General features: G+C 64.0%; 19 protein-coding genes. 11 read left to right on the top strand and 8 right to left on the bottom strand.

Translation table 11 applies throughout. The features are described from left to right. From WC739_RS16720 to WC739_RS16710, 3 genes are all read left to right on the top strand, one after another. Positions 1-281: dihydroxy-acid dehydratase (locus WC739_RS16720; RefSeq protein ID WP_372954137.1), on the top strand; the 281-nt coding region annotated here is incomplete at its 5' end. A gap of 190 nt (positions 282-471) precedes the next feature. Then, a complete protein-coding gene (gene chrA / locus WC739_RS16715; protein ID WP_372954136.1) occupies positions 472-1704 on the top strand; it encodes a chromate efflux transporter in 1233 nt (410 codons plus the stop codon). A gap of 21 nt (positions 1705-1725) precedes the next feature. Next, entirely contained in the window at positions 1726-2124 is a 399-nt protein-coding gene (locus tag WC739_RS16710; protein WP_372954135.1) for a hypothetical protein, read from the top strand. Between the two features lie 18 nt (positions 2125-2142). On the opposite strand, the gene WC739_RS16705 is transcribed toward WC739_RS16710, so the two are convergent. Both WC739_RS16705 and WC739_RS16700 read right to left on the bottom strand, forming a co-directional pair. Then, positions 2143-3726 (bottom strand): trimethylamine methyltransferase family protein, encoded by a 1584-nt coding sequence (locus WC739_RS16705; protein ID WP_372954134.1) that lies wholly within the window; start codon positions 3724-3726, stop codon positions 2143-2145. A gap of 187 nt (positions 3727-3913) precedes the next feature. Further along, complete coding sequence (locus tag WC739_RS16700; RefSeq protein WP_372954133.1) at positions 3914-5407, bottom strand: PLP-dependent aminotransferase family protein; 1494 nt, start codon at positions 5405-5407, stop codon at positions 3914-3916. Positions 5408-5707: 300 nt separating this feature from the next. On the opposite strand from WC739_RS16700, the gene pgi reads away from it, so the two are divergent. After that, positions 5708-7351 carry a glucose-6-phosphate isomerase gene (gene pgi / locus WC739_RS16695; protein WP_372954132.1) on the top strand — a complete coding sequence of 548 codons (1644 nt, stop codon included), beginning with the start codon at positions 5708-5710 and terminating at the stop codon, positions 7349-7351. A 5-nt stretch (positions 7352-7356) separates the two neighbouring features. After that, positions 7357-8079, top strand: coding sequence for an HAD family hydrolase (locus WC739_RS16690; RefSeq protein WP_372954131.1), 723 nt, complete (start codon positions 7357-7359; stop codon positions 8077-8079). Positions 8080-8140: 61 nt separating this feature from the next. Here WC739_RS16690 and WC739_RS16685 read toward each other — a convergent pair whose 3' ends face one another. Both WC739_RS16685 and WC739_RS16680 read right to left on the bottom strand, forming a co-directional pair. Next, entirely contained in the window at positions 8141-8779 is a 639-nt protein-coding gene (locus WC739_RS16685) for a methyltransferase (protein ID WP_372954140.1), read from the bottom strand. A gap of 77 nt (positions 8780-8856) precedes the next feature. Continuing rightward, positions 8857-10794, bottom strand: coding sequence for a long-chain-fatty-acid--CoA ligase (locus WC739_RS16680; protein ID WP_372954130.1), 1938 nt, complete (start codon positions 10792-10794; stop codon positions 8857-8859). Between the two features lie 46 nt (positions 10795-10840). Between WC739_RS16680 and WC739_RS16675 the strand changes: the two genes are divergently transcribed. The 6 genes from WC739_RS16675 (at position 10841) to WC739_RS16650 (ending at position 16708) form a co-directional block, all read left to right on the top strand. Further along, the gene (locus WC739_RS16675; protein WP_372954129.1) at positions 10841-11296 is read left to right on the top strand and encodes a hypothetical protein; all 456 of its coding nucleotides are present in this window, start codon (positions 10841-10843) and stop codon (positions 11294-11296) included. Between the two features lie 149 nt (positions 11297-11445). Next, positions 11446-13038, top strand: coding sequence for an ABC transporter substrate-binding protein (locus WC739_RS16670; protein WP_372954128.1), 1593 nt, complete (start codon positions 11446-11448; stop codon positions 13036-13038). Positions 13039-13088: 50 nt separating this feature from the next. Then, positions 13089-14096 (top strand): ABC transporter permease subunit, encoded by a 1008-nt coding sequence (locus WC739_RS16665; protein WP_372954127.1) that lies wholly within the window; start codon positions 13089-13091, stop codon positions 14094-14096. A gap of 70 nt (positions 14097-14166) precedes the next feature. Next, entirely contained in the window at positions 14167-15021 is an 855-nt protein-coding gene (locus WC739_RS16660; protein ID WP_372954139.1) for an ABC transporter permease subunit, read from the top strand. A gap of 2 nt (positions 15022-15023) precedes the next feature. Continuing rightward, positions 15024-15881 (top strand): ABC transporter ATP-binding protein, encoded by an 858-nt coding sequence (locus tag WC739_RS16655; RefSeq protein WP_372954126.1) that lies wholly within the window; start codon positions 15024-15026, stop codon positions 15879-15881. Continuing rightward, positions 15878-16708, top strand: a complete 831-nt coding sequence (locus WC739_RS16650; RefSeq protein ID WP_372954125.1) for a dipeptide ABC transporter ATP-binding protein — start codon at positions 15878-15880, stop codon at positions 16706-16708. The genes WC739_RS16655 and WC739_RS16650 overlap by 4 nt, the downstream gene beginning before the upstream one ends. A 30-nt stretch (positions 16709-16738) precedes the next feature. On the opposite strand, the gene WC739_RS16645 is transcribed toward WC739_RS16650, so the two are convergent. The 4 genes from WC739_RS16645 to WC739_RS16630 all read right to left on the bottom strand — a co-directional run bounded on the left by WC739_RS16645 (position 16739) and on the right by WC739_RS16630 (position 20178). Continuing rightward, positions 16739-17209, bottom strand: a complete 471-nt coding sequence (locus tag WC739_RS16645) for a GNAT family N-acetyltransferase (protein ID WP_372954124.1) — start codon at positions 17207-17209, stop codon at positions 16739-16741. Position 17210: 1 nt separating this feature from the next. Further along, positions 17211-18479, bottom strand: a complete 1269-nt coding sequence (locus WC739_RS16640) for a cysteine desulfurase-like protein (RefSeq protein ID WP_372954123.1) — start codon at positions 18477-18479, stop codon at positions 17211-17213. A 41-nt stretch (positions 18480-18520) separates the two neighbouring features. Beyond that, positions 18521-19195, bottom strand: coding sequence for an amino acid ABC transporter permease (locus WC739_RS16635; protein ID WP_372954122.1), 675 nt, complete (start codon positions 19193-19195; stop codon positions 18521-18523). Positions 19196-19380: 185 nt separating this feature from the next. Further along, on the bottom strand, positions 19381-20178 hold the full coding sequence (locus WC739_RS16630; protein ID WP_372954138.1) for an ABC transporter substrate-binding protein: 798 nt from the start codon (positions 20176-20178) through the stop codon (positions 19381-19383). Positions 20179-20182: the final 4 nt, after the last annotated feature.

The following is a 20182-nucleotide window of genomic DNA, read 5'->3' as shown; positions in this document are numbered from 1 at the left end:
CCGCCATCGGCGGCGGCCTGGCGCTGCTCAGGACGGGCGATCGCGTCCGCATCGATCTGAACAAGGCGACTGCCAACATCCTCGTCGACGACGAGGAAATCGCCAGGCGGCGCGCCGAACTGCAGAAGGATGGCGGCTATCACTATCCCAAGCACCAGACGCCATGGCAGGAAATCCAGCGCTCCATGGTCGACCAGTTCTCCGAGGGAATGGTTTTGAAGCCGGCGATCAAGTACCAGGATGTCGCCCACACCAGCGGCATTCCGCGCGACAATCACTGATTGGTCGCAGCCGATCCTGTGTTGGTCAAAGACGGCCCGGTCTTCGACCTGGCCGTCCCGCCACACCGTCCAGGCGGGTACTTCCCTAAGCCGGCTGGCCGGCCGCCGACCTTTCGCGAACCGGTTCCGGATTTTCGGGGTTCATGCTGTATAGGGTTCGAACCAAGGCAGTTCGGATGCGGAAGACTCCATGGCGGCTGGCCAACTCGACACCGATATGGAGCAGGGCCGGTCGCCGGCGGACATCTTCGTCGTCTTCCTGAGACTCGGCCTGACCTCGTTTGGCGGGCCGGTTGCCCATCTCGGCTATTTTCGCGACGAATTCGTGCGCCGCCGCCAGTGGCTTGACGAGGCCGGCTATGCCGATCTGGTCGCGCTTTGCCAGTTCCTGCCCGGGCCAGCCTCCAGCCAGGTCGGCTTCTCCATAGGCATTCTGCGCGGCAACGGGCTGCTTGGCGGTCTTGCCGCGTGGGCCAGCTTCACCTTGCCCTCGGCGCTGCTGCTGTTCGCCTTCGCCCTTGGCGCCGCGTCATTGGGCGGCCCCTTGGCGCAAGGCATCGTGCATGGCCTGAAACTCGTCGCCGTGTCGGTGGTCGCACAGGCGCTGTGGGGCATGGCAAGAAGCCTGACGCCGGATCTCCCGCGCGCCGCCATTGCTCTCGCGGCCATTGCCGTTCTCCTGCTCGCCGGCGGGTCATTTGGCCAGATCGCGGCCATCGCTATGGGGGCTGTCGCCGGTTTGTTGATCTGCCGTGACGGGCCATCGCCTTCAGGCGGACACCTGGCCTTTCCGGTTCGCCGGTCCTCGGCAGTGATGGCGTTCCTTCTGTTCGGCGTCCTGTTCGTGCTGCCGCCGCTCGCGGCCGCCGCCACCGATAGCCAGGCGCTGAGGGTCTTCGACGCGTTCTATCGCTCCGGGGCGCTGGTCTTCGGCGGCGGCCATGTCGTGCTGCCCTTGCTGCAAGGCCAGGTCGTCACACCAGGCTGGGTCAGTCCGGAAGCGTTCCTCGCCGGCTACGGCGCCGCCCAGGCCGTGCCGGGACCATTGTTCACCTTTGCCGCCTATCTCGGTGCGATAAGCGGGCCGCAGCCCAATGGCTTTGCCGGCGCTGCCATCGCCCTGGCCGCGGTTTTCCTGCCGGGCCTTCTGCTGGTTTATGGCACGCTGCCGTTCTGGGACAGGGTGCGCAACCTGCCGCAAGCACAGGCCGCGATGCGCGGCGCCAATGCCGCCGTCGTCGGCATCCTGGCGGCGGCTTTCTACAATCCCGTCTGGGTAAGCGCGGTGCACACCGCTTTCGATTTTGGACTTGCGCTGAGCGGATTCCTGTTGCTCATCGTCCTGAAGACGCCGCCCTGGATTGTCGTGCTGCTGCTCGCCGCCTGTGGAGCCGCCGCCGGCATCATGGGTGGCGGCGTGTAACGGAAACAGGGGAGGCACATCATGGCGGGACGGCGCTCTTCCCTCGGCTTTCTCGGAATGTTCGGCCGCTCGGGCGATCTCAGGCAGCTTGACGACGCCTTGCGCGGCGCCGACCTGCATCCGGCGCTGGTGCCGGAAGGCGTGAAACTGACCATCGTCAATCTGATGAAAGACCGTTGGCCCGACGAGCCGCCGCCACAGGCCTATGCTGAGGTGGCGCGGCTGTTCAGCTATTGCATTGCCGGAGGCGAAACCTTCGAGCGCTCCAATGGTCTTCAAGACAGGGTCGATGCCGAGCGCCGCATCGAGGCAGCGCTTGAAGCCGGCGACAGCTTCGATGCGCAAATCGTGCTGATGACGCTGCACGCCAAGCTGATCAATGCCGAGGTCGTCGAACGCTACGGGTTGAACGCCGACTGATCGCTCCGGGGCGCGGGCTTATCCGCCCATGCTGCCACGCGGCAGTTTGATCATCTCGCCGAAGCGGGCGCGCAATTTGTCGTCGATCAGTTTCGGCACGTGGCGCGGGAAGCGCTCGGCCAGGACGCGCTTCTTTTCGATGATCGCGCGCTGCAATATGTCGGGCCGGCCCTTCTCGTTCCATTCCTTGGGCGAGAACCTGTCGCCGACAGCCGGATAGAAATATTCGGTCTGCATCAGCCGCAGCGTCTGCTCGTTGCCGAGATAATGTCCCGGCCCTTTCAGGCAGACCTCGGCGATGGTGTCGATCGACAGCGATTCATCGGAGACTTCGATGCCGCGCACGCAACGCAGGCAGTGGCCGAGCATGTCGTTGTCGATGATCAGGCTTTCCAGGCAGAAGCCGAGCAGCGAGGCGTGCATGCCGGCCGATTCATAGACGAGATTGAGCCCGGCAAGACCGGCCATGACGTCGGTGATGCCCTTTTCATAGCCGGACTGGATGTCGGGCAGCTTGGAATCCGTCATGCCGGCGGCGGAGCCACCCGGAAGGTCGTAGAATTGCGCCATCTGCGCGCAGGCCGCGGTCAGCACCGCCTGTTCGGCCGAACCGCCGGACATGGCGCCCGTGCGCAGATCCGACACGAACGGCCAGGTGCCGAAGATCGCCGGATGGCCTGGTTTGATGGCGTTGACATAGACGAGACCGGCCAGCACTTCGGCCACCGCCTGCACGACCGCGCCTGCAATGGCCGCCGGCGCCGTGGCGCCAGCCTGTCCCGCCGACAGCAGCAGGATCGGAATGCCGCCCTCAACGCAGGCCTCGAGCACACCGCAGGCATCCTCGGCGAATTTCATCGGCGGCACGACGAAGCAATTGGAGTTCGACACGAACGGCCGGGCGCGAAAATTCTCCTCGCCGCCGGCGATGGCATAGAGCATGTCGAGCGCAGGCTGCACGTTCTCGCGCACCGTGAAGGAGGTGCCGACATGCTTGGAGGTACCCATCACGCAGGCATAGAGCGTGTTGAAATCCATCTCGAGCGGATCGGGAATGTCGCGGGGCACCATCGGCCGCTGGAAGAAATGGATGTTGTCGAGCCCCTCGACGAGACGGGCGGCGTCATAGATGTCCTGCAGCAGCGACTCGCGGTATTCGCGCTTTTCGACATCGACCAGGTGCACCGCGGCGCCGGCCGTGCCGTAATGCACGCGCTTGCCCTTGATCAGCATGTCGTGCCTGGGGTCCTGGCCGTACAGGGTGAAATTCCGGGCCGCCTTCTTGATCGTGTCGAGCACCAGCGCGCGCGGAAAGCGGACGCGGCCGTCTTCGTCATAGCTGGCGCCGGCCTTGGTCAGCGCCTCGATGCAGGAAGGGATGGCGTTGGCGAAGCCCACCGTTTCCAGCAGTGTCAGCACCGCTTCGTGGATGCGTTCCTGGTCGTTGCCGGTCAGCGGCCCGTAGCTGCCGCCTTCAAGGCCTGCGCGCACCGGCTTGATATCATCGGCCAGCGGTGCCGCGCGCATGGCGCGGCGCGCTTCGCGTCCGCCGGAGCGGCGCGAACGCTGATCCGCCGCTTCCTGCTTTTCGAGAACTGACATGGAGCACTCCACCTTACTGAGAAGCAGGGCGGCGGTTGGTCCACCATCGACTGCTTCTTCCCCTTTGTGCTCCGACTATGCCGCCGGCATTGGCACAGCCTATGGGCCAGTCAGTCCAGCTGCATATGCCAGAGCTAATGTACCAAAGCCATGCCGGCACGCGCCGGGCAGGGGTGCGGCCGATGGATCAGGCGGCGGCCGGCCGGCGTCCGGCCGCGGTGGCCAGTTCGCGGATGCCTGGCTCGATGTGCTGCAGCGCGATCGAGGAGATGCCCAACCGCATGAAACGCGACGGCTTTTCGGTGCGGTCGAAGAAGCGGTCGCCCGGTTCGATGATGACACTGCGCGAGGCGGCCGCCTCGGCCAGCCCGCGCGCATCGGTGCCGCGCGGCCCTTCGAGCCACAGCGACGTCCCGCCGGCCGAATCGGTCGAACGCCATTCCGGCAGGAAGGCGGAAATCGCATGGACCAGACGCTTGCGCCGCTCGTCGAAGGCGCTCGACAGGCGCCGAACCAGGGCTTCGTGATGGCCAAGCGACAGGAACAGCGCCACCGCGCGCTGGTTGTTTGCCGGCGGATGGCGCAGCATGAAACGGCGCAGCGCCCTGAGTTCCGAGATGAGCCCGGCGGAGGCGACGATGTAGCCAAGCCGCAGGCCGGGAGCCAGGGTCTTCGACATCGAGCCGACATAGACGACGCGGCCCGAACGATCGAGGCTCTTCAACGCCTGCTGCGGCGCCTCGTCGAGAAGCTGGCTGTCGTAACCGTCTTCGATGATGATCTGGTTGTGGCGGTTGGCGCGCGCCAGCAGGTCCTGCCGACGTTCCGCCGACAGCGGCACCATGGTCGGGCAATGATGGCTTGGCGTGACGAACACGAAGCCGGAATCATTGGGAATTGAAGCGGTTACGATGCCGGATTGATCGACCGGCACTGGCTGGATCTCGGCGCCGGCAAGGCGGAAGATGGAGCGTGCGTCGGGATAGCCGGGGTCCTCCATCGCAACCTTGGAGCCCTTGGTCATCAGCAGGGTGGCCAGCATGTAGAGCGCGTTCTGCGCGCCCAGCGTGACGATGATCTCGTCGGGATTGGCGAAGATGCCGCGCCGGGGCAGAAGTCGCGCCTGGATCTGCTCGATCAGCAGCGGATCGTCGCGATCGACCATGTCGGACGCCCAGTTGCGGATTTCGAGCACTGCCAGCGCCATGCGGTTGCACTCGCGCCACTCGGCGGTCGGGAACAGCGCCGGGTCGAACTGGCCGTAGACGAAGGGATAGGACGACTTGATCCAGTTCTCGTGCTTGGCCGGCGGCGGCATGTCGCTGGCGGCGATCTGCCTGCGTGCCTTCCAGTCGATCTCGTTGGCCTGGTCGGGCGCCTTCTGGTGCGGCTTGGCCGGCGTCGCCAGCACATCGGGATTGACGAAATGGCCACGCCGCTCGCGCGCGACCAGGAAGCCCTGGTCGACGAGCTGCTGGAAGGCCAGCACCACGGTGCCGCGTGCCACGCCCAGTTTTTCGGCCAGGATCCGGCACGACGGTAGCGGCATCGAAGCCGCGATCTGGCGGTCGAGGATCGCGGCAACGATGGCTTGGCGGATCTGCGCCTGCAGGGTCTGGCCGGATTCGGCCGAAATCCGGAACAGGCCGGACCATATCGCCGTGTCGTTTCGCTGTGGCATGAAGGATGTTCCTCGATGGCCAGCTTTTTTCGCTTGGCTGGACCAGTCGAATGTAACGGTGGCACAAGGGGTTGCGCCAATCAATTTTTCTGATCGCTGGGATTTATGCCAGTGATCCTTCAGCCGAAATCAGGCGCTGCTCCTGGCTGCAGCAAACATTCCATCATCGCATCGTGATGCGATGCGTCATCACCGCGTATTGACCGAACTGAATTCGGCTTAATAGTGGTGGTGCGACGACACGTGCCGGAAACATCCGGTCTGATATGGTGTGCCGAAAACTCCAGGAGTCCCCCGCCAGTGGATCAGCCAGCCTTCCAGAAACAGCTCGCCGCCTTGCGCGATCATCGCGCCGCGGCGCCTGCCAGCATGCGTGAGGCTTTCGCCGCTGATCCAGCGCGGTTCGAGACATTTTCCGCCCGCGATGGCGACCTACTGCTCGACTGGTCCAAATGCGCCGTCGACACGGTCACCATGGAGCTGCTGGAGATGCTGGCCGGGGCGGCGGACCTCGAGGGACGCCGAGCGGCGATGTTTGCCGGCAAGAAGATCAACGTCACCGAGAACCGCGCCGTGCTGCACACCGCACTGCGCGACCTGACCGGCGAGGGCGTCACGGTCGATGGCCAGGACGTCAAGGCTGATGTCATTGCGGTGCTCGACGCGATGGGTGCCTTTGCCGACGCCGTACGGTCCGGCAAGGCGGCCGGCGCCACCGGCAAGGCAATCACCGACATCGTCAACATCGGCATCGGTGGTTCGGATCTGGGGCCGGCCATGGCCACGCTGGCCTTGGCGCCGTATCACGACGGACCGCGCGCCCATTACGTCTCCAACATCGACGGCGCCCACATTCACGACACGCTGAAGGGCCTCTCCGCCGAGACCACATTGTTCATCATCGCCTCGAAGACCTTCACCACCGTCGAGACGATGACCAATGCCGCGACGGCGCGCAAATGGGTGCAGGATGCGCTGGGCAAGGAGGCGGTGGGCAAGCACTTCGCCGCGGTCTCGACCGCACTCGATCTGGTGGCGAAATTCGGCATCGAAGCCGATCGCGTCTTCGGCTTCTGGGACTGGGTCGGCGGCCGCTATTCGCTCTGGGGCGCGATCGGCCTGCCGGTGATGATCGCCGTGGGACCGAGGAATTTTCGCGCCTTCCTCGATGGCGCGCATGAAATGGACGAGCATTTCCGCACCGCGCCAGTGCGGGAAAACCTGCCCGCATTGCTGGGACTGGTGGGTTGGTGGCATCGGGTGATCTGCCAGTATCCAGCGCGCGCCGTCATCCCTTACGACCAGCGTCTGTCCAGGCTGCCCGCCTATCTGCAGCAGCTCGACATGGAATCGAATGGCAAGAGCGTCACGCTTGAAGGCACGGCGGTGACGACGCCGACCGGGCCCCTGGTCTGGGGCGAACCCGGCACCAATGGCCAGCATGCCTTCTTCCAGCTGCTGCACCAGGGCACGGATTTCATCCCGGTCGAATTCCTTGCCGCGGCCGTCGGCCACGAGCCGGAGCTCAAGCATCAACATGACCTGCTGCTCGCCAATTGCCTGGCGCAATCGGAGGCCCTGATGAAGGGCCGCACGCTGGAGGAGGCGCGCGCCCAGATGCTGGCCAAGGGCGTCGAGCCGGCCGAGGTCGACAAGATCGCGCCGCACCGGGTATTTTCCGGCAACAGGCCCTCGGTGACCATCCTTTACCGAAAACTCGACCCGCGCACCCTCGGCCGGCTGATCGCGCTCTATGAGCATCGCGTATTCGTCGAGGGAACGCTCTTCAACATCAATTCCTTCGACCAGTGGGGCGTCGAGCTCGGCAAGGAACTTGCCACCGGCCTCCTCCCCGTCGTCGAAGGCACGGAAAGTGCCGCTAAGCGCGACGCCTCGACCGCCGGTCTGGTGGCACACATCCACCACTTGCTTGGGGCGGAGTGAAAAGCTTGGCGGATATCAAGGGCATCCTGTTCGACAAGGACGGAACGCTTGTCGACTTCAACGCAACCTGGCTTGGGGTTGCCGACTTCATGGCCATGGACGCATCCGAAGGCGATCGCTGGAAGGCCGACAGGCTGCTGGCCGCGGCGGGTTTCGATTTCGCGGCGAAGCGGTTCAAGCCGGATTCGATCTTTGCCTCCGGCACCAATCTCGATGTTGTGGAATTGTGGTTTCCGCGGCTCTCCGACGAGGACCAGATGCTTGCCGTCAAGCGCTTCAACGAGATCACATCGGTGCAGGGATCGGCGATGGCGGTGGCGCTGCCCGGCGTCGTCGAGACGCTCAGCGCCCTGCACAGGAAATCCTACCGGCTTGGCGTCGCCACCAACGATTCGACCAGCGGCGCCGAAAAGACGCTGGTCACGCTGGGCGTCGCCCAGCTTTTCGATGCCGCCTATGGCTACGACGCCGTCGCCAACCCGAAGCCGGCGCCCGACACGATCGTTGCCTTTTGCGACCTGACCGGCCTGAAACCGTCGGCCATCGCCATGGTCGGCGACAACAGGCATGATCTCGAAATGGCGCGGGCCGGCGGCTGCGGGTTGGCGATCGGTGTGCTCTCCGGCACAGGCACCCGCGAATCGCTCGCCGAGATCGCCGACATTATCCTGGATTCGGTTGCCGACCTGCCGGACTTCCTGTCAGCCCGCGTCAAGGAGACGATCTGACGGGCCGAGCGAGGGCAAACGGGCCTCATGGTGACCAAAGCTCATCATGATTGAACTGGTTCTAGCGATCTTCGGGCCGAAACGAGAAGACGCCGCTCGCAACGCCCTTCGCACCGCCGAAATCCGGCATCTCATATTCCGCCAGCAAGAGTAGACGGGCCAGCGGCAGATCATTGCGGCGGGGATCGCCGACCAGCACCTCGATGCCGGTGGCAAGGCAGCGATCGAGGAACGGCGTCATCCGCCGAGCAACCTCGGGATCATAGAACACGTCGCCTGCGAGCACGAGATCGACCGCTGGCGGCGGATCCAGGGTGATATCCTTGTCGACGATGGTGATCTGGACGCCGTTCGCCGCCGCATTGAGCCCGATCGCGGCTACGCCGTTGCGGTCGATTTCGGCGGCGACCACCGTGCGCGCGCCGGCCTTGGCAGCGGCAATGCCGATAAGGCCCGAACCAGCCCCGAGGTCGAGCACGCGACGGCCGGCCACGGTTTGCGGATGGTCGAGCACATAGCGCGCGAGCACCGTTCCTCCTGCCCATGCATAAGCCCAATAGGGCGGCCGCGGCTCGGCTCCGTCGTCCGGCTCCGTGTCGTCGTCCGCGTCGCGCGGATCGAGCAGTCGCCCGAGGCCGCTGGCCGGATGGGGGGTATAGAGCCTTATCTCGGGGAGTGACGGGACGGCGACAAGCCGCATGTTCGCCCTGATGAATTCCGCCGGGTCAAGGGGCGAGCCGGCGGCCGGCGTGCCGTCGTCGGTGCGGTCGCCAACCACTATTCCCGCAGCGCCCGTCGCAGGATCTTGCCGACCGGCGTCTTCGGCAGTTCGGTCCTGAACTCGATGTATTTTGGCCGCTTGTAGCCGGTCAGGTTCTCCCGGCAATAGGCCGTGATTGCTTCGGCGGTCAGTGCCGGATCCTTCTTGACGATGAACAGCTTCGGCACTTCGCCGGAATGCTCGTCCGGCACGCCGATCGCCGCCACCTCGAGCACGCCAGGATGCTGGGCCACGACCTCCTCGAGTTCGTTCGGATAGACGTTGAACCCCGAGACGAGGATCATGTCCTTCTTGCGGTCGACGATCTTGGTGTAGCCGCGCTCGTCCATGAAACCCATGTCGCCCGACTTGAAATAGCCGTCCCCGGTCATGACCTTGGCGGTCTCGTCGGGCCGGTTCCAGTAGCCTGCCATCACCTGCGGTCCGCGGATGCAGATCTCGCCGACCTCGCCGAGCGGCACGTCGTTGCCGTCATCATCGCGGATGGCGATTTCCGTCGACGGCAGCGGCAGGCCGATCGTGCCGGTGAAGTCGCCGGCGCTGAACTTGTTGGCGGTGGCCACCGGCGAGGTCTCCGAGAGGCCGTAGCCTTCCGTGACCGGACAGCCGGTCAGCGATTTCCAGCGTTCGGCGACGCCCCTTTGCACCGCCATGCCGCCGCCCAGCGTCAGGATCAGCGGCTTGAAGTCGAGCTTGCGGAAGTCCTCGTTGTTGAGCAGCGCGTTGAAAAGCGTGTTCAGGCCCGGAAAGATGTGGACCGGATATTTCGCCAGCTCCTTGACGAAGCCTGGAATATCGCGCGGGTTGGGAATGAGCACGTTGCGGGCGCCTTGCTGCATGCCCATCAGCGCGTTCACCGTCAGCGCGAAGATATGGTAGAGCGGCAGCGCGCAGACGAAGTTGGGATGCGCCGGCTTCGGCTTGATGGTGTAGGCGTCTTCCATCCACTGCGCATTCTGCACGACATTGGCGAGCACGTTGCGGTGCAGCAGCGTGGCCCCCTTCGACACACCCGTCGTGCCGCCGGTATATTGCAGAAAGGCGACGTCGTCGGCCGCCACCTTGGCGGGCTTGAACGCCAGGCCGGCGCCGGCCTTGACGGCCGCGTTGAACTTGACGTGGCCGGGCAAGGACCAGGCCGGCACCATCTTCTTCACGCGGCGCACGACGAGGTTGACGATGGTGCCCTTCAAGCCGCCCAGCATGTCGCCCATGGCGGCGACCACCACATGCTTCACCGGGGTCCGGGCGACCACCGCTTGCAAGGTGCTGGCGAAGTTTTCAAGGATGACGATGGCTTGTGCGCCGGAATCCTTGAGCTGATGCTCCAACTCGCGCGGCGTGTAGAGCGGATTGACGTTGACCACGGCGTATCCGGCGCGCAGGACCGCCATCATCGCAACGGGATATTGCAGCACGTTCGGCATCATCAGGGCGACACGCGCGCCCTTCTGCAGGCCTTTCGATTGCAGGTAGGCGCCGAACGCCGCCGACAGCCGTTCGACATCGGCGTAGCTGATCGACTTGTCCATGCAGGTGAAGGCGGGCTGGGCGGAAAACTGCTTGCAGGCGGCGACGAGGAAATCGCCGATGGAGCTGTAGGGCAGGGCACCGATCTCGGCCGGCACGTTCTTGGGATAGCTCTTCAGCCATGGCTTTTCCGGCAGGCCGGCGGCCAGCGCCGCAAGCGCTTTCGGCAGCCGCCTTTCAGCCGCGGGCTTGGTCGCGGGCGCGGCCTTTGTCGCCGGTGCGGCCTTTGTCGGTGCAGGCCTGGTGGATGCAGGCTTTGTGGATGGAGATCCGGCCGGTGCGACCTTGGCCGTGGGCTTAGCAACCGCTGACTTATCGGCGGAGGCTGTCTTGGCGGAAGCGGACTTGGCTGGCGCCTTGACCGCCCGCTTCGGGCTTGCCTTCGCCACGGCTTTTTCGGACACGACGGCTCCCTTCGGCTTGGCGGCAGCGGCTTTGTCGGCGTGAGGCTTGGCAATAGGAGCCTTGGAAACAGGAGGCTTTGCAACAGGGGATTTGGCAACTGGCGCTTTGGCAACCGGCGCCTTGGCCTTGGCGGCTCCGGCAGCTGCTTTCGCAGGCGCCTTCGCCGACGTTTTCGACGGCGCCGTCGTCTTTGATGCTTTTGCCACCCGTTCCTCCTCGACAATTCTCGTTCGACCGCGCGCGCCTCTAATGACAGAGACATCCTCCGCTACGGGCCGGTTTCCCATCTATGTATGGCCTCTATCGGCGGCGGTGCAAGCCTTGCCCCTGCGGCAAGGCGCCGAAAGATTGCCGCTGAAAATCCTCCTCGCCAGCGTCGCGGCCAGGGCACCGCCCCGGATGCGGAAGGCGCGTGGCGGCGACGATCGCGAGGCTTCGCTCGATCCGGGTCAACAAAAAAATACAATCGCGAAAAATCTCGTGAAGAGAATAAACTGCTAATTCTTTCCGCCTTCCGGCAGAATTCTGGATTTTTGTCCCGCTTCCCGCCGGGTAAGCAAACGGGGTGTTCCAAAGCCGGGAAAACGGTGCTTATATGCGGGCTTCGCGAGCCTGATAGAGGGGCTTGGAAGAACATCAGGGAGTGCTCAATGAAAATGAAACTGACTTTTGCAGCCGCGTTGCTGGCTGCAAGCGTCCTGGGCGGCGTGGCCAACGCGAAAACTCTGGTCTATTGCGCGGAAGCATCGCCGGAGGGTTTCGACCCGGCACCGTATACCGCCGGCCAGACGTTCGACGCGTCCTCGCGCACCGTTTTCAACCGCCTTGTCGAATTCGATCACGGCAAGACCTCTGTCTCGCCGGGGCTGGCAGAAAGCTGGACGATCTCCGACGACGGCAAGGAATATGTCTTCAAGCTTCGCAAGGGCGTGAAGTTCGCGCCCACCGACTATTTCACCCCGACGCGCGACCTCAACGCCGACGACGTGGTGTTTTCGTTCGAACGTCAGGTCGACAAGAACGGCCCCTGGTTCCAGTATATTCCGGGCATTGCCTACCAGTATTACAATGACCAGTTCGGCGACAACATCACCAAGGTCGAGAAGGTCGATGACCTGACGGTGAAGTTCACGCTCAAGGACCCGGCGATCACCTTCATCCCGACACTGGGCATGGACTTCGCCTCGATCGTGTCCAAAGAGTATGCAGACAAGCTGCAGGCGGACAAGACCCCTGAACTGTTCAACCAGAAGCCGATCGGCACCGGCCCTTTCATTTTCGTCGACTATCAGACGGACGCGGCCATCCGCTACAAGGCCAACCCGGACTATTGGGGCGGCAAGCAGAAGATCGACGACCTGGTCTTCGCCATCACCACCGATCCGGCTGTCCGCGCACAGAAGCTGAAGGCGGGCGAATGCAACATCATGTCGTACCCGGCGCCGGCTGACATTGCCGGTCTCCAGGCGGATGCCAACCTCAAGGTCGAAGAGCAGGAAGGCCTCAACGTCGGCGCGCTGATGTACAATACGCAGCAGAAGCCCTTCGACGATGTGCGCGTCCGCAAGGCGCTCAACATGGCCATCAACAAGAAGGCCATCATCGATGCGGTCTTCCAGGGTGCAGGACAGGTGGCTATCAACCCGATCCCGCCGACCATGTGGTCCTACAACAAGGACGTGAAGGACGATCCGTATGATCCGGATGCGTCCAAGAAGCTGCTCGAAGAGGCCGGCGTCAAGGATCTCAAGATGAACGTCTGGGCGATGCCGGTGTCGCGTCCCTACATGCCCAACGCGCGCCGCACCGCCGAGCTGATCCAGGCGGACTTCGCCAAGGTCGGCGTCACCGTCAACATCGTCAGCTACGATTGGGGTGAATATCTCAAGCGCGCTTCCGCTGTCGATCACGACGGCGCCGTCATCGTCGGCTGGACCGGCGACAATGGCGATCCGGACAACTTCCTCGGCGTTCTCCTGAGCTGCGCTTCCGTCGGTTCGAACAACCGCGCGGAATGGTGCAACAAGGATTTCGACGCGCTCATCAACAAGGCCAAGACCGTTTCGGACCAGGCCGAGCGCACCAAGCTCTACGAACAGGCGCAGGTCATCTTCAAGGAACAGGCACCGTGGGCGACGCTCGCTCACTCCAAGGTGTTCATGCCGATGCAGAAGACCGTCTCCGGCTTTGCGATGGACCCGCTCGGTATCCATCGCTTCGACGGCGTCGATATCGCCGAATAAGGACGCGAAACGGGGGCAGCGCCACGCGGCGCTGCCCCCACTCGCCCGCCATGCTGCGTTATATCCTCGGCAAGCTCGCCCTCATCATCCCGACCTTCATCGGGATAACCATTCTCGCCTTTGGCTTCGTGCGCATCCTGCCCGGTGATCCGGTGTTGGTGCTCGCGGGCGAACGCGGCCTGTCGCCCGAACGCCACACGGCCCTGATGCATCAGTTCGGTTTCGACCTGCCGATCTGGCGCCAGTACCTGACCTATCTGGCCAACATCCTCAGCGGTGATTTCGGCACCTCGTTCTCCACCAAGACACCGGTGCTCAAGGACTTCCTGGTGCGCTTCCCGGCTACGGTCGAACTCGCCATCTTCGCCATGATCTTCGCCGTGGTCCTCGGTGTCGCCGCCGGCATCTTCGCCGCGATCCGCCGCGGCTCGTGGTTCGACCAGCTGACCATGGGAACCGCGCTGGCCGGCTATTCCATGCCGATCTTCTGGTGGGGGCTGCTGTTGATCATCGTGTTCTCGGGAACGCTGCACTGGACGCCGGTGTCGGGCCGCATCGACCTTCTCTATTTCTTCAAACCGGTGACCGGCTTCATGACCATCGATGCCCTGATCTCGGGCCAGAAGGGCGCGTTCCGATCGGCCCTGTCGCATCTTGTGCTGCCGACCATCGTGCTCGGCACCATCCCGCTCGCCGTCATCGCCAGGCAAACGCGCTCAGCCATGCTCGAGGTGCTGGGCGAAGACTATGTCCGCACCGCCCGCGCCAAGGGGCTGACCCCGTTCCGCGTCGTCGGCCTGCATGCTTTCCGCAACGCGCTGATCCCAGTCGTCACCACCATAGGCCTGCAGGTCGGCACGCTGCTGACCGGCGCCATCCTGACGGAGAGCATCTTCTCCTGGCCGGGCATCGGCAAATGGATGATCGACGCCATTTCCAAGCGCGACTATTTCACCGTGCAGGGCGGCCTGCTCCTGATCGCGCTGATCGTCATGTCGGTCAATCTCATTGTCGACGTGCTCTACGCGGTCATCAACCCGCGCATACGGGCCAACTGACATGACCAATGAAGGCCCAGCCACCATCGAAGCCGCCACCGTCGTCAAGCCGAGGGACGCCCGGCTGCAGATGTTCGGCGAGTTCTGGCACTACTTCTCCGTCAACAAGGGCGCGGTGATCGGTCTCTTCGTCTTCGCGCTGCTGATCCTGGTCGCCATCTTCGCGCCGCTGCTTTCGCCGCATTCGCCCGACGACCAGTTCCGCGACTTCTTCCTGACGCCGCCGGCCTGGCAGGAGGGCGGCAACGCGCAGTTCCTGCTCGGCACCGACGCCGTCGGCCGCGATATGCTGTCGCGCCTTATCTACGGCTCGCGTTTCTCGCTCGCCATCGGCTTCGTCGTCGTCACCACGGCGCTCATCTCCGGCGTCATTCTCGGCCTGCTTGCCGGCTACTGCCGGGGCTGGGTCGACACGCTGATCATGCGCGTCATGGACATCATCCTGGCCTTTCCGTCGCTGCTTTTGGCGCTCGTGCTAGTCGCCGTCCTCGGGCCAGGCCTCGTCAATGCCATGATCGCCATCGCCTTCGTGCTGCAGCCGCATTTCGCCCGGCTCACCCGCGCCGCCGTGATGGCGGAAAAGAACCGCGAATATGTGATCTCGGCCAAGGTCGCCGGCGCTAGCCATCTCAGGCTGATGCTGGTCACCATCCTGCCCAATTGCATCGCCCCGCTGATCGTGCAGGCCACTCTGTCCTTCTCCAACGCCATCCTCGAGGCGGCGGCGCTTGGCTTCCTCGGCATGGGCGCGCAGCCTCCGACACCCGAATGGGGCACCATGCTGGCCGAGGCGCGTGAGTTCATCCTGCGCGCCTGGTGGGTGGTGACGTTTCCGGGCCTGGCCATCCTGATCACCGTCTTTGCCATCAACCTGATCGGCGACGGCCTGCGCGATGCGCTCGATCCCAAGCTGAAGAGGTCGTGAGCATGTCCCTGCTCGAAATCAAGAACCTCACCGTTTCCTTCGACACCGCGGCCGGACCGTTCATGGCCGTGCAAGGCATCGACCTGTCGGTCGAGCCGCGCGAGGTGCTGGCGATTGTCGGCGAATCCGGCTCCGGCAAGTCGGTGGCCATGCTGGCGGTCATGGGCCTGTTGCCCAACACGGCGACGGTCAAGGCAGACCGCATGGCCTTCGATGGCGTCGATCTTCTGAAACTCAGCCCGTCCGAGCGGCGCAAGATCGTCGGCAAGGACATCTCGATGATCTTCCAGGAGCCGATCGCCAGCCTCAATCCCTGCTTCACCGTCGGCTTCCAGATCGAGGAAGTGCTGCGCTTCCACATGGGCATGGACCGTGCCCAGCGCCGCGCCCGGGCCATCGAACTGATGACGCTGGTCGGCATCGCCGATCCGGAGGAGCGGCTCAACTCCTTCCCGCACCAGATGTCGGGCGGCCAGTGCCAGCGCGTCATGATCGCCATCGCCATTGCCTGCAATCCGAAGCTGCTGATCGCCGACGAGCCGACCACGGCGCTCGACGTCACCATCCAGAAGCAGATCCTCGACCTGCTGGTCTCGCTGCAGGCCAAATACGGCATGGGCCTGATCATGATAACGCACAATATGGGCGTGGTCGCCGAGACCGCCGACCGCGTCATCGTCCAGTACAAGGGCCGCAAGATGGAAGAGGCCGACGTGCTGTCGCTGTTTGAATCGCCCAAAAGCAATTACACGCGCGCACTGCTGTCTGCCTTGCCGGAGAACGCCGTCGGCGACCGCCTGCCGACCGTTTCCGATATGCTGTTCGAGCCCGCCCCATCGGCCGCGGGAGCCTCCGCATGAGCACCACGGTCCTCGAAGGCAAGAACATCGTTCGCGACTATCACATCGGCGGCGGCCTGTTCACCGGACCGCGCACCGTGCATGCGGTCAAGGGTGTCTCGTTCAAGGTGGAGAAGGGCAAGACGCTCGCCATCGTCGGCGAAAGCGGTTGCGGCAAGTCCACGCTCGCCCGCATCATCACCCTGATCGATCCGGCAACTGCGGGCGACCTGTTCATCGACGGCAACAAGGTCGACATCGCCAGGGGCGGCCTGACCAGGGAGATGCGCCGCAAGGTGCAGATCGTCTTCCAGAATCCCTACGGATCGCTCAACCCACGCCAGAAGATCGGCGATGTGCTGGGCGAGCCGCTGCTGATCAACACCGACAAATCATCCGCTGAACGGCGCGACCTGGCGATGAAGATGCTCAAGAAGGTCGGCCTCGGCCACGAGCACTACAACCGCTACCCGCATATGTTCTCGGGCGGCCAGCGCCAGCGCATTGCCATCGCCCGCGCGCTGATGCTCAACCCGAGCCTCTTGGTACTGGACGAGCCGGTCTCGGCGCTCGACCTCTCGGTGCAGGCGCAGGTGCTCAACCTGCTCGCCGACCTGCAGGACGAGTTCCAGCTGACCTACGTCTTCATCAGCCACGATCTGTCGGTGGTGCGCTACATCGCCGACGACGTCATGGTGATGTATTTCGGCGAGGCCGTCGAATACGGCTCGCGCGACGAGGTCTTTTCGGACCCCAAGCACAGCTACACCAGGACGCTGTTCGCCGCGACACCACGCGCCGACGTCGCGTCGATCAAGGCAAGGCTGGCGAAGAAGAAGGCGGCCTGAGATCGGCTGCCCCGGCATCGCTGCAGCAGATTACGCCTCCGGTAGCAGCGTCTTTGCCAGCAGGACATTGGCGTGGCCGCGCGGGAAATCCTCGAGTTGCACCAGCCGCTGGAATCCATGTTTCTCGTAGAAGGCCGGCGCCTGAAAGCTGAACGACGCCAGATGGATGACATGGCAGCCGCGCAGCCGCGCCTCCTCTTCGGCGGCGGCCAGGAGGCGCGACCCCAAGCCTTTGCCGCGCGCGCTGTCGGCGACCCACAGCGTCTTGATTTCGCACACGCCTGCCCAGCTGTGCCCGTGCAGGCCGGCATAGATCGTTCCATCCTTCCTTTTCAGGAAGATCGACAGATAGCGACCGTCATCGACGCCGGTAGCAGCGACGTTGAAGCCATAGAGGCCATCCTCGAGCGCGACGATATCTTCGGGCGCGGGATCGCCGAGGACCACTATAGGCACGTCGCCATCGCCGCCCGGGTCATCGAAGCTGACAGCGGCGGTCATCTCAGGACAGCTTGGCGATGATGGCGCGCAGCGCTTCGCCGAAGCGGTGGATTTCCTCGACCGTGTTGTAGTGGACCAGAGAGGCGCGGATGGCGCCGCTGTCCATCGACAGGTTGAGGCGCTTCATCAGGCGCGGCGCGTACATGTGGCCGTCGCGGATGCCGATCTGCATCTCGGCCATCTCCTCGACGATCCGCTGCGGCGACAGCTTGCCGATGTTGAAGCAGAAGGTCGGCACGCGCTCGTTGATGCGCGCCTCGTCGGCGACGCCATAGATGGTCGCGCCGCAGCTTTTCAGCACCGAGAGCATTTCGCGCGCCAGTACCAGCTCATAGTCGCGAATGGCGCCCATGCCGGCGACGAGGTTTTCGCGCCGCGAGCGGTTGTTGGAAGGCGCCATATTGCGGCCGATCAGTTCCAGATACTGCACGGCCGCATCCATGCCCGCGACATTCTCGTAGATGAAGGTACCGGCCTCGACCTTGTAGGGCGGTTCGTCGGGAATGAAATCCTCGCGGAATGTCGGCAGCCGCTTCAGCGTTTCGAAGCGGCCCCACAGGAAGCCCATATGCGGCGAGAAATTCTTGTAGCCGGAGCAGACCAGGTAGTCGCAATCCCAGGCCTGCACGTCGATCAGCCCGTGCGGTCCGTAATGCACGCAGTCGAGGAACACTTCCGCGCCCGCCGCATGCGCAATCCCGGCCACGGATGCCACATCGACGATCGAGCCGATCGAATGCGCCGTCACCGTGCAGGCGACGAGCCGGGTGCGGTCGGAGACCAGCGGTCGCAGATCGTCGACATGCAAATTGCCATCCTCGCGCATCCGCCACCATTTGAATTTGGCGCCGGCCTGCTCCAGCGCCAGCCAGGTGGCGATGTTGGCGTCATGGTCCATGTCTGTGATGACGATCTCGTCGCGCTCCTCAAGCATCTGGCCGATGCCGAGGCTGACCAGGCGGATGAACGAGGTGGCGTTCATGCCGAAACAGATTTCCGCCGGACTGTAGGCATTGATCAGCAGTGCCACGCTCTCGCGCGCGTCAGCGACCGCCTGGTCGACGGTGACGCTGCGGCCATAGCGGCCGCCGCGCTGCACATTGTGCGAGACCAGATGGTTGGTCACCGCGTCGAGCACGCTCTGCGGGATCTGCGCGCCGGCGGCGTTGTCCAGGAAGATGAAGTCGCCGGCGCGCTGCAGGGCGGGAAACATCGCGCGGATCGCGTCGACGGGGAAGCCGCCTCCGGCGGTGGTCTGGGAATTGCTCAAATTGGTCTCCTGCGACGTGCTTCTTGCGGATGGCTGGGTGGTCAGCGTGTCTTCTCGGTCTTGAAGCGGCGTTCAAGCAGGCTGACGAGGCGGACCATCGGCCAGAGGAAGATGAGATAGACAAGCGCGGCGCCGATCAGCGGCGAGGGATTGGCATAGAGCGACTGTGCGTTCGTCGCTTCCTTCAGGAGTTCCGGCAGGGCCACCGTGGAGGCCAGCGAGGTGTCCTTGAACATCGAGACGCAATTGCTGGTCATCGGCGGAATGACCACGCGGATCGCCTGCGGCAGCACCACCTTGCGCAGGGTAAGCAGGAACGGCAGGCCAAGCGCCTGCGCCGCCTCGAACTGACCGCGCGGGATGCTCTCTATGCCGGAGCGGAACACCTCGCTCGAATAGGCCGACATGATGAAGGCGAAAGCCGTCACCGCCGATGCCCAGGACGACAGGCGTATGCCGAGGAAGGGCAGCGCATAGTAGATCAGGATGAGCACGACCAGCACCGGCAGCGCGCGGAAGATATCGGTGTATCCGACCGCGAGCCACCGCAGCGGCTTCGGCGCATAGAGCCGCAACAGGCTGATCACCAAGCCGACCGGGATGCCGATGCCGATGCTCATTATGCCGAGCAGCAGCGTGTTCAGGAAGCCGCGCATCAGCGCCGGCAGGCTGGACATGATGACATCTGCGTTGAAGAAGGTGTCCAGCAGCGACATGGGAGTGTTCCCGAAACACTTTGGCGTTTCGCTTTGGGCATGACCGCGAAACCGGTTTCGGTCTGCGCGAGATCTCATGCGTGAGACATCGAAGGCTACGACGTGCCGGCACTTCCACGGGAAGCCGCGACGCCGGGTGGACGTGCCGGCCGAATGGCCGGCACGATGCTGGTTCGGAAATCCGCTCAGGCCTTCGGCAGCGGAAATTCCTTCATGGTCGCCGAGTCGGCCGGCGCGTCGCTACCGAACCATTTCTTGTGGATCGCGGCCAGCGTGCCGTCCTTCTTCATCGCGCTCAGCGCGTCGTTGAGCTTGCCCAGCAGCGGATGGTCCTTGGTCATCATCAGGCCGTACTGTTCGCCGGTCTTGATGCGCTCCTTGACCACCAGGTCCTTCATCTTGGTGAAGGAATACTCCATGCCGGGAATGTCGCTGACCGCGGCATCGACGCGGCCGGCGCTGAGATCGAGCAGCAGGTTCTGCTGCGTGTCGTAGCCCTTCACGTCGCTGAAGCCATCGGCCTCCTGATGCGATTTCACCCAGGTCTCGCCGGTCGAGCCCGACAGCACGCCGACGATCTTGCCCTTGAGATCGGCCTCGGCCTTGATCGGGCTGTCGGTCTTGGTCGCGATGCCCATGTCGGAATCATAATAGGGCTGCGTGAAGGACTGCGACTTCAGCCGCTCCGGCGTGATGGTGATCGACGAGATGGCGACATCGATGCGCTTCGACGTGGTGGCGGCAAACAGCGCCTGGAATCCAAGGTCGGCGATGTCGGTGGTCATGCCGATGCGCTTGGCCGCTTCGTTGACGATGTCGACTTCAAAACCCTCGAAGGTGCCGCTTTCGTTCTTGTACTCGAAGGGTGGGTTGGTCGGATAGGCGCCGACATTCAGCACGTCGGCGGCAAAGGCGGAGGCCGGTCCGGCGGCGATGCCGATCGCGGCGGCGAGAAGCATGAGATTGCGACGGGTCAGGTTCATTGGT

It is taken from the genome of Mesorhizobium sp. (genome assembly GCF_041661565.1).
Lineage (GTDB): Bacteria > Pseudomonadota > Alphaproteobacteria > Rhizobiales > Rhizobiaceae > Mesorhizobium.
This window is presented reverse-complemented; position numbering and strand designations above follow the sequence as displayed.

Coding starts and splice junctions, on each gene's coding strand:
- chrA (WP_372954136.1), top strand. CDS start 472: ATGGCGGCTGGCCAACTCGACACCGATATGGAGCAGGGCCGGTCGCCG.
- WC739_RS16710 (WP_372954135.1), top strand. CDS start 1,726: ATGGCGGGACGGCGCTCTTCCCTCGGCTTTCTCGGAATGTTCGGCCGC.
- WC739_RS16705 (WP_372954134.1), bottom strand. CDS start 3,726: ATGTCAGTTCTCGAAAAGCAGGAAGCGGCGGATCAGCGTTCGCGCCGC.
- WC739_RS16700 (WP_372954133.1), bottom strand. CDS start 5,407: ATGCCACAGCGAAACGACACGGCGATATGGTCCGGCCTGTTCCGGATT.
- WC739_RS16685 (WP_372954140.1), bottom strand. CDS start 8,779: ATGCGGCTTGTCGCCGTCCCGTCACTCCCCGAGATAAGGCTCTATACC.
- WC739_RS16670 (WP_372954128.1), top strand. CDS start 11,446: ATGAAAATGAAACTGACTTTTGCAGCCGCGTTGCTGGCTGCAAGCGTC.
- WC739_RS16665 (WP_372954127.1), top strand. CDS start 13,089: ATGCTGCGTTATATCCTCGGCAAGCTCGCCCTCATCATCCCGACCTTC.
- WC739_RS16660 (WP_372954139.1), top strand. CDS start 14,167: ATGTTCGGCGAGTTCTGGCACTACTTCTCCGTCAACAAGGGCGCGGTG.
- WC739_RS16655 (WP_372954126.1), top strand. CDS start 15,024: ATGTCCCTGCTCGAAATCAAGAACCTCACCGTTTCCTTCGACACCGCG.
- WC739_RS16650 (WP_372954125.1), top strand. CDS start 15,878: ATGAGCACCACGGTCCTCGAAGGCAAGAACATCGTTCGCGACTATCAC.
- WC739_RS16645 (WP_372954124.1), bottom strand. CDS start 17,209: ATGACCGCCGCTGTCAGCTTCGATGACCCGGGCGGCGATGGCGACGTG.
- WC739_RS16635 (WP_372954122.1), bottom strand. CDS start 19,195: ATGTCGCTGCTGGACACCTTCTTCAACGCAGATGTCATCATGTCCAGC.
- WC739_RS16630 (WP_372954138.1), bottom strand. CDS start 20,178: ATGAACCTGACCCGTCGCAATCTCATGCTTCTCGCCGCCGCGATCGGC.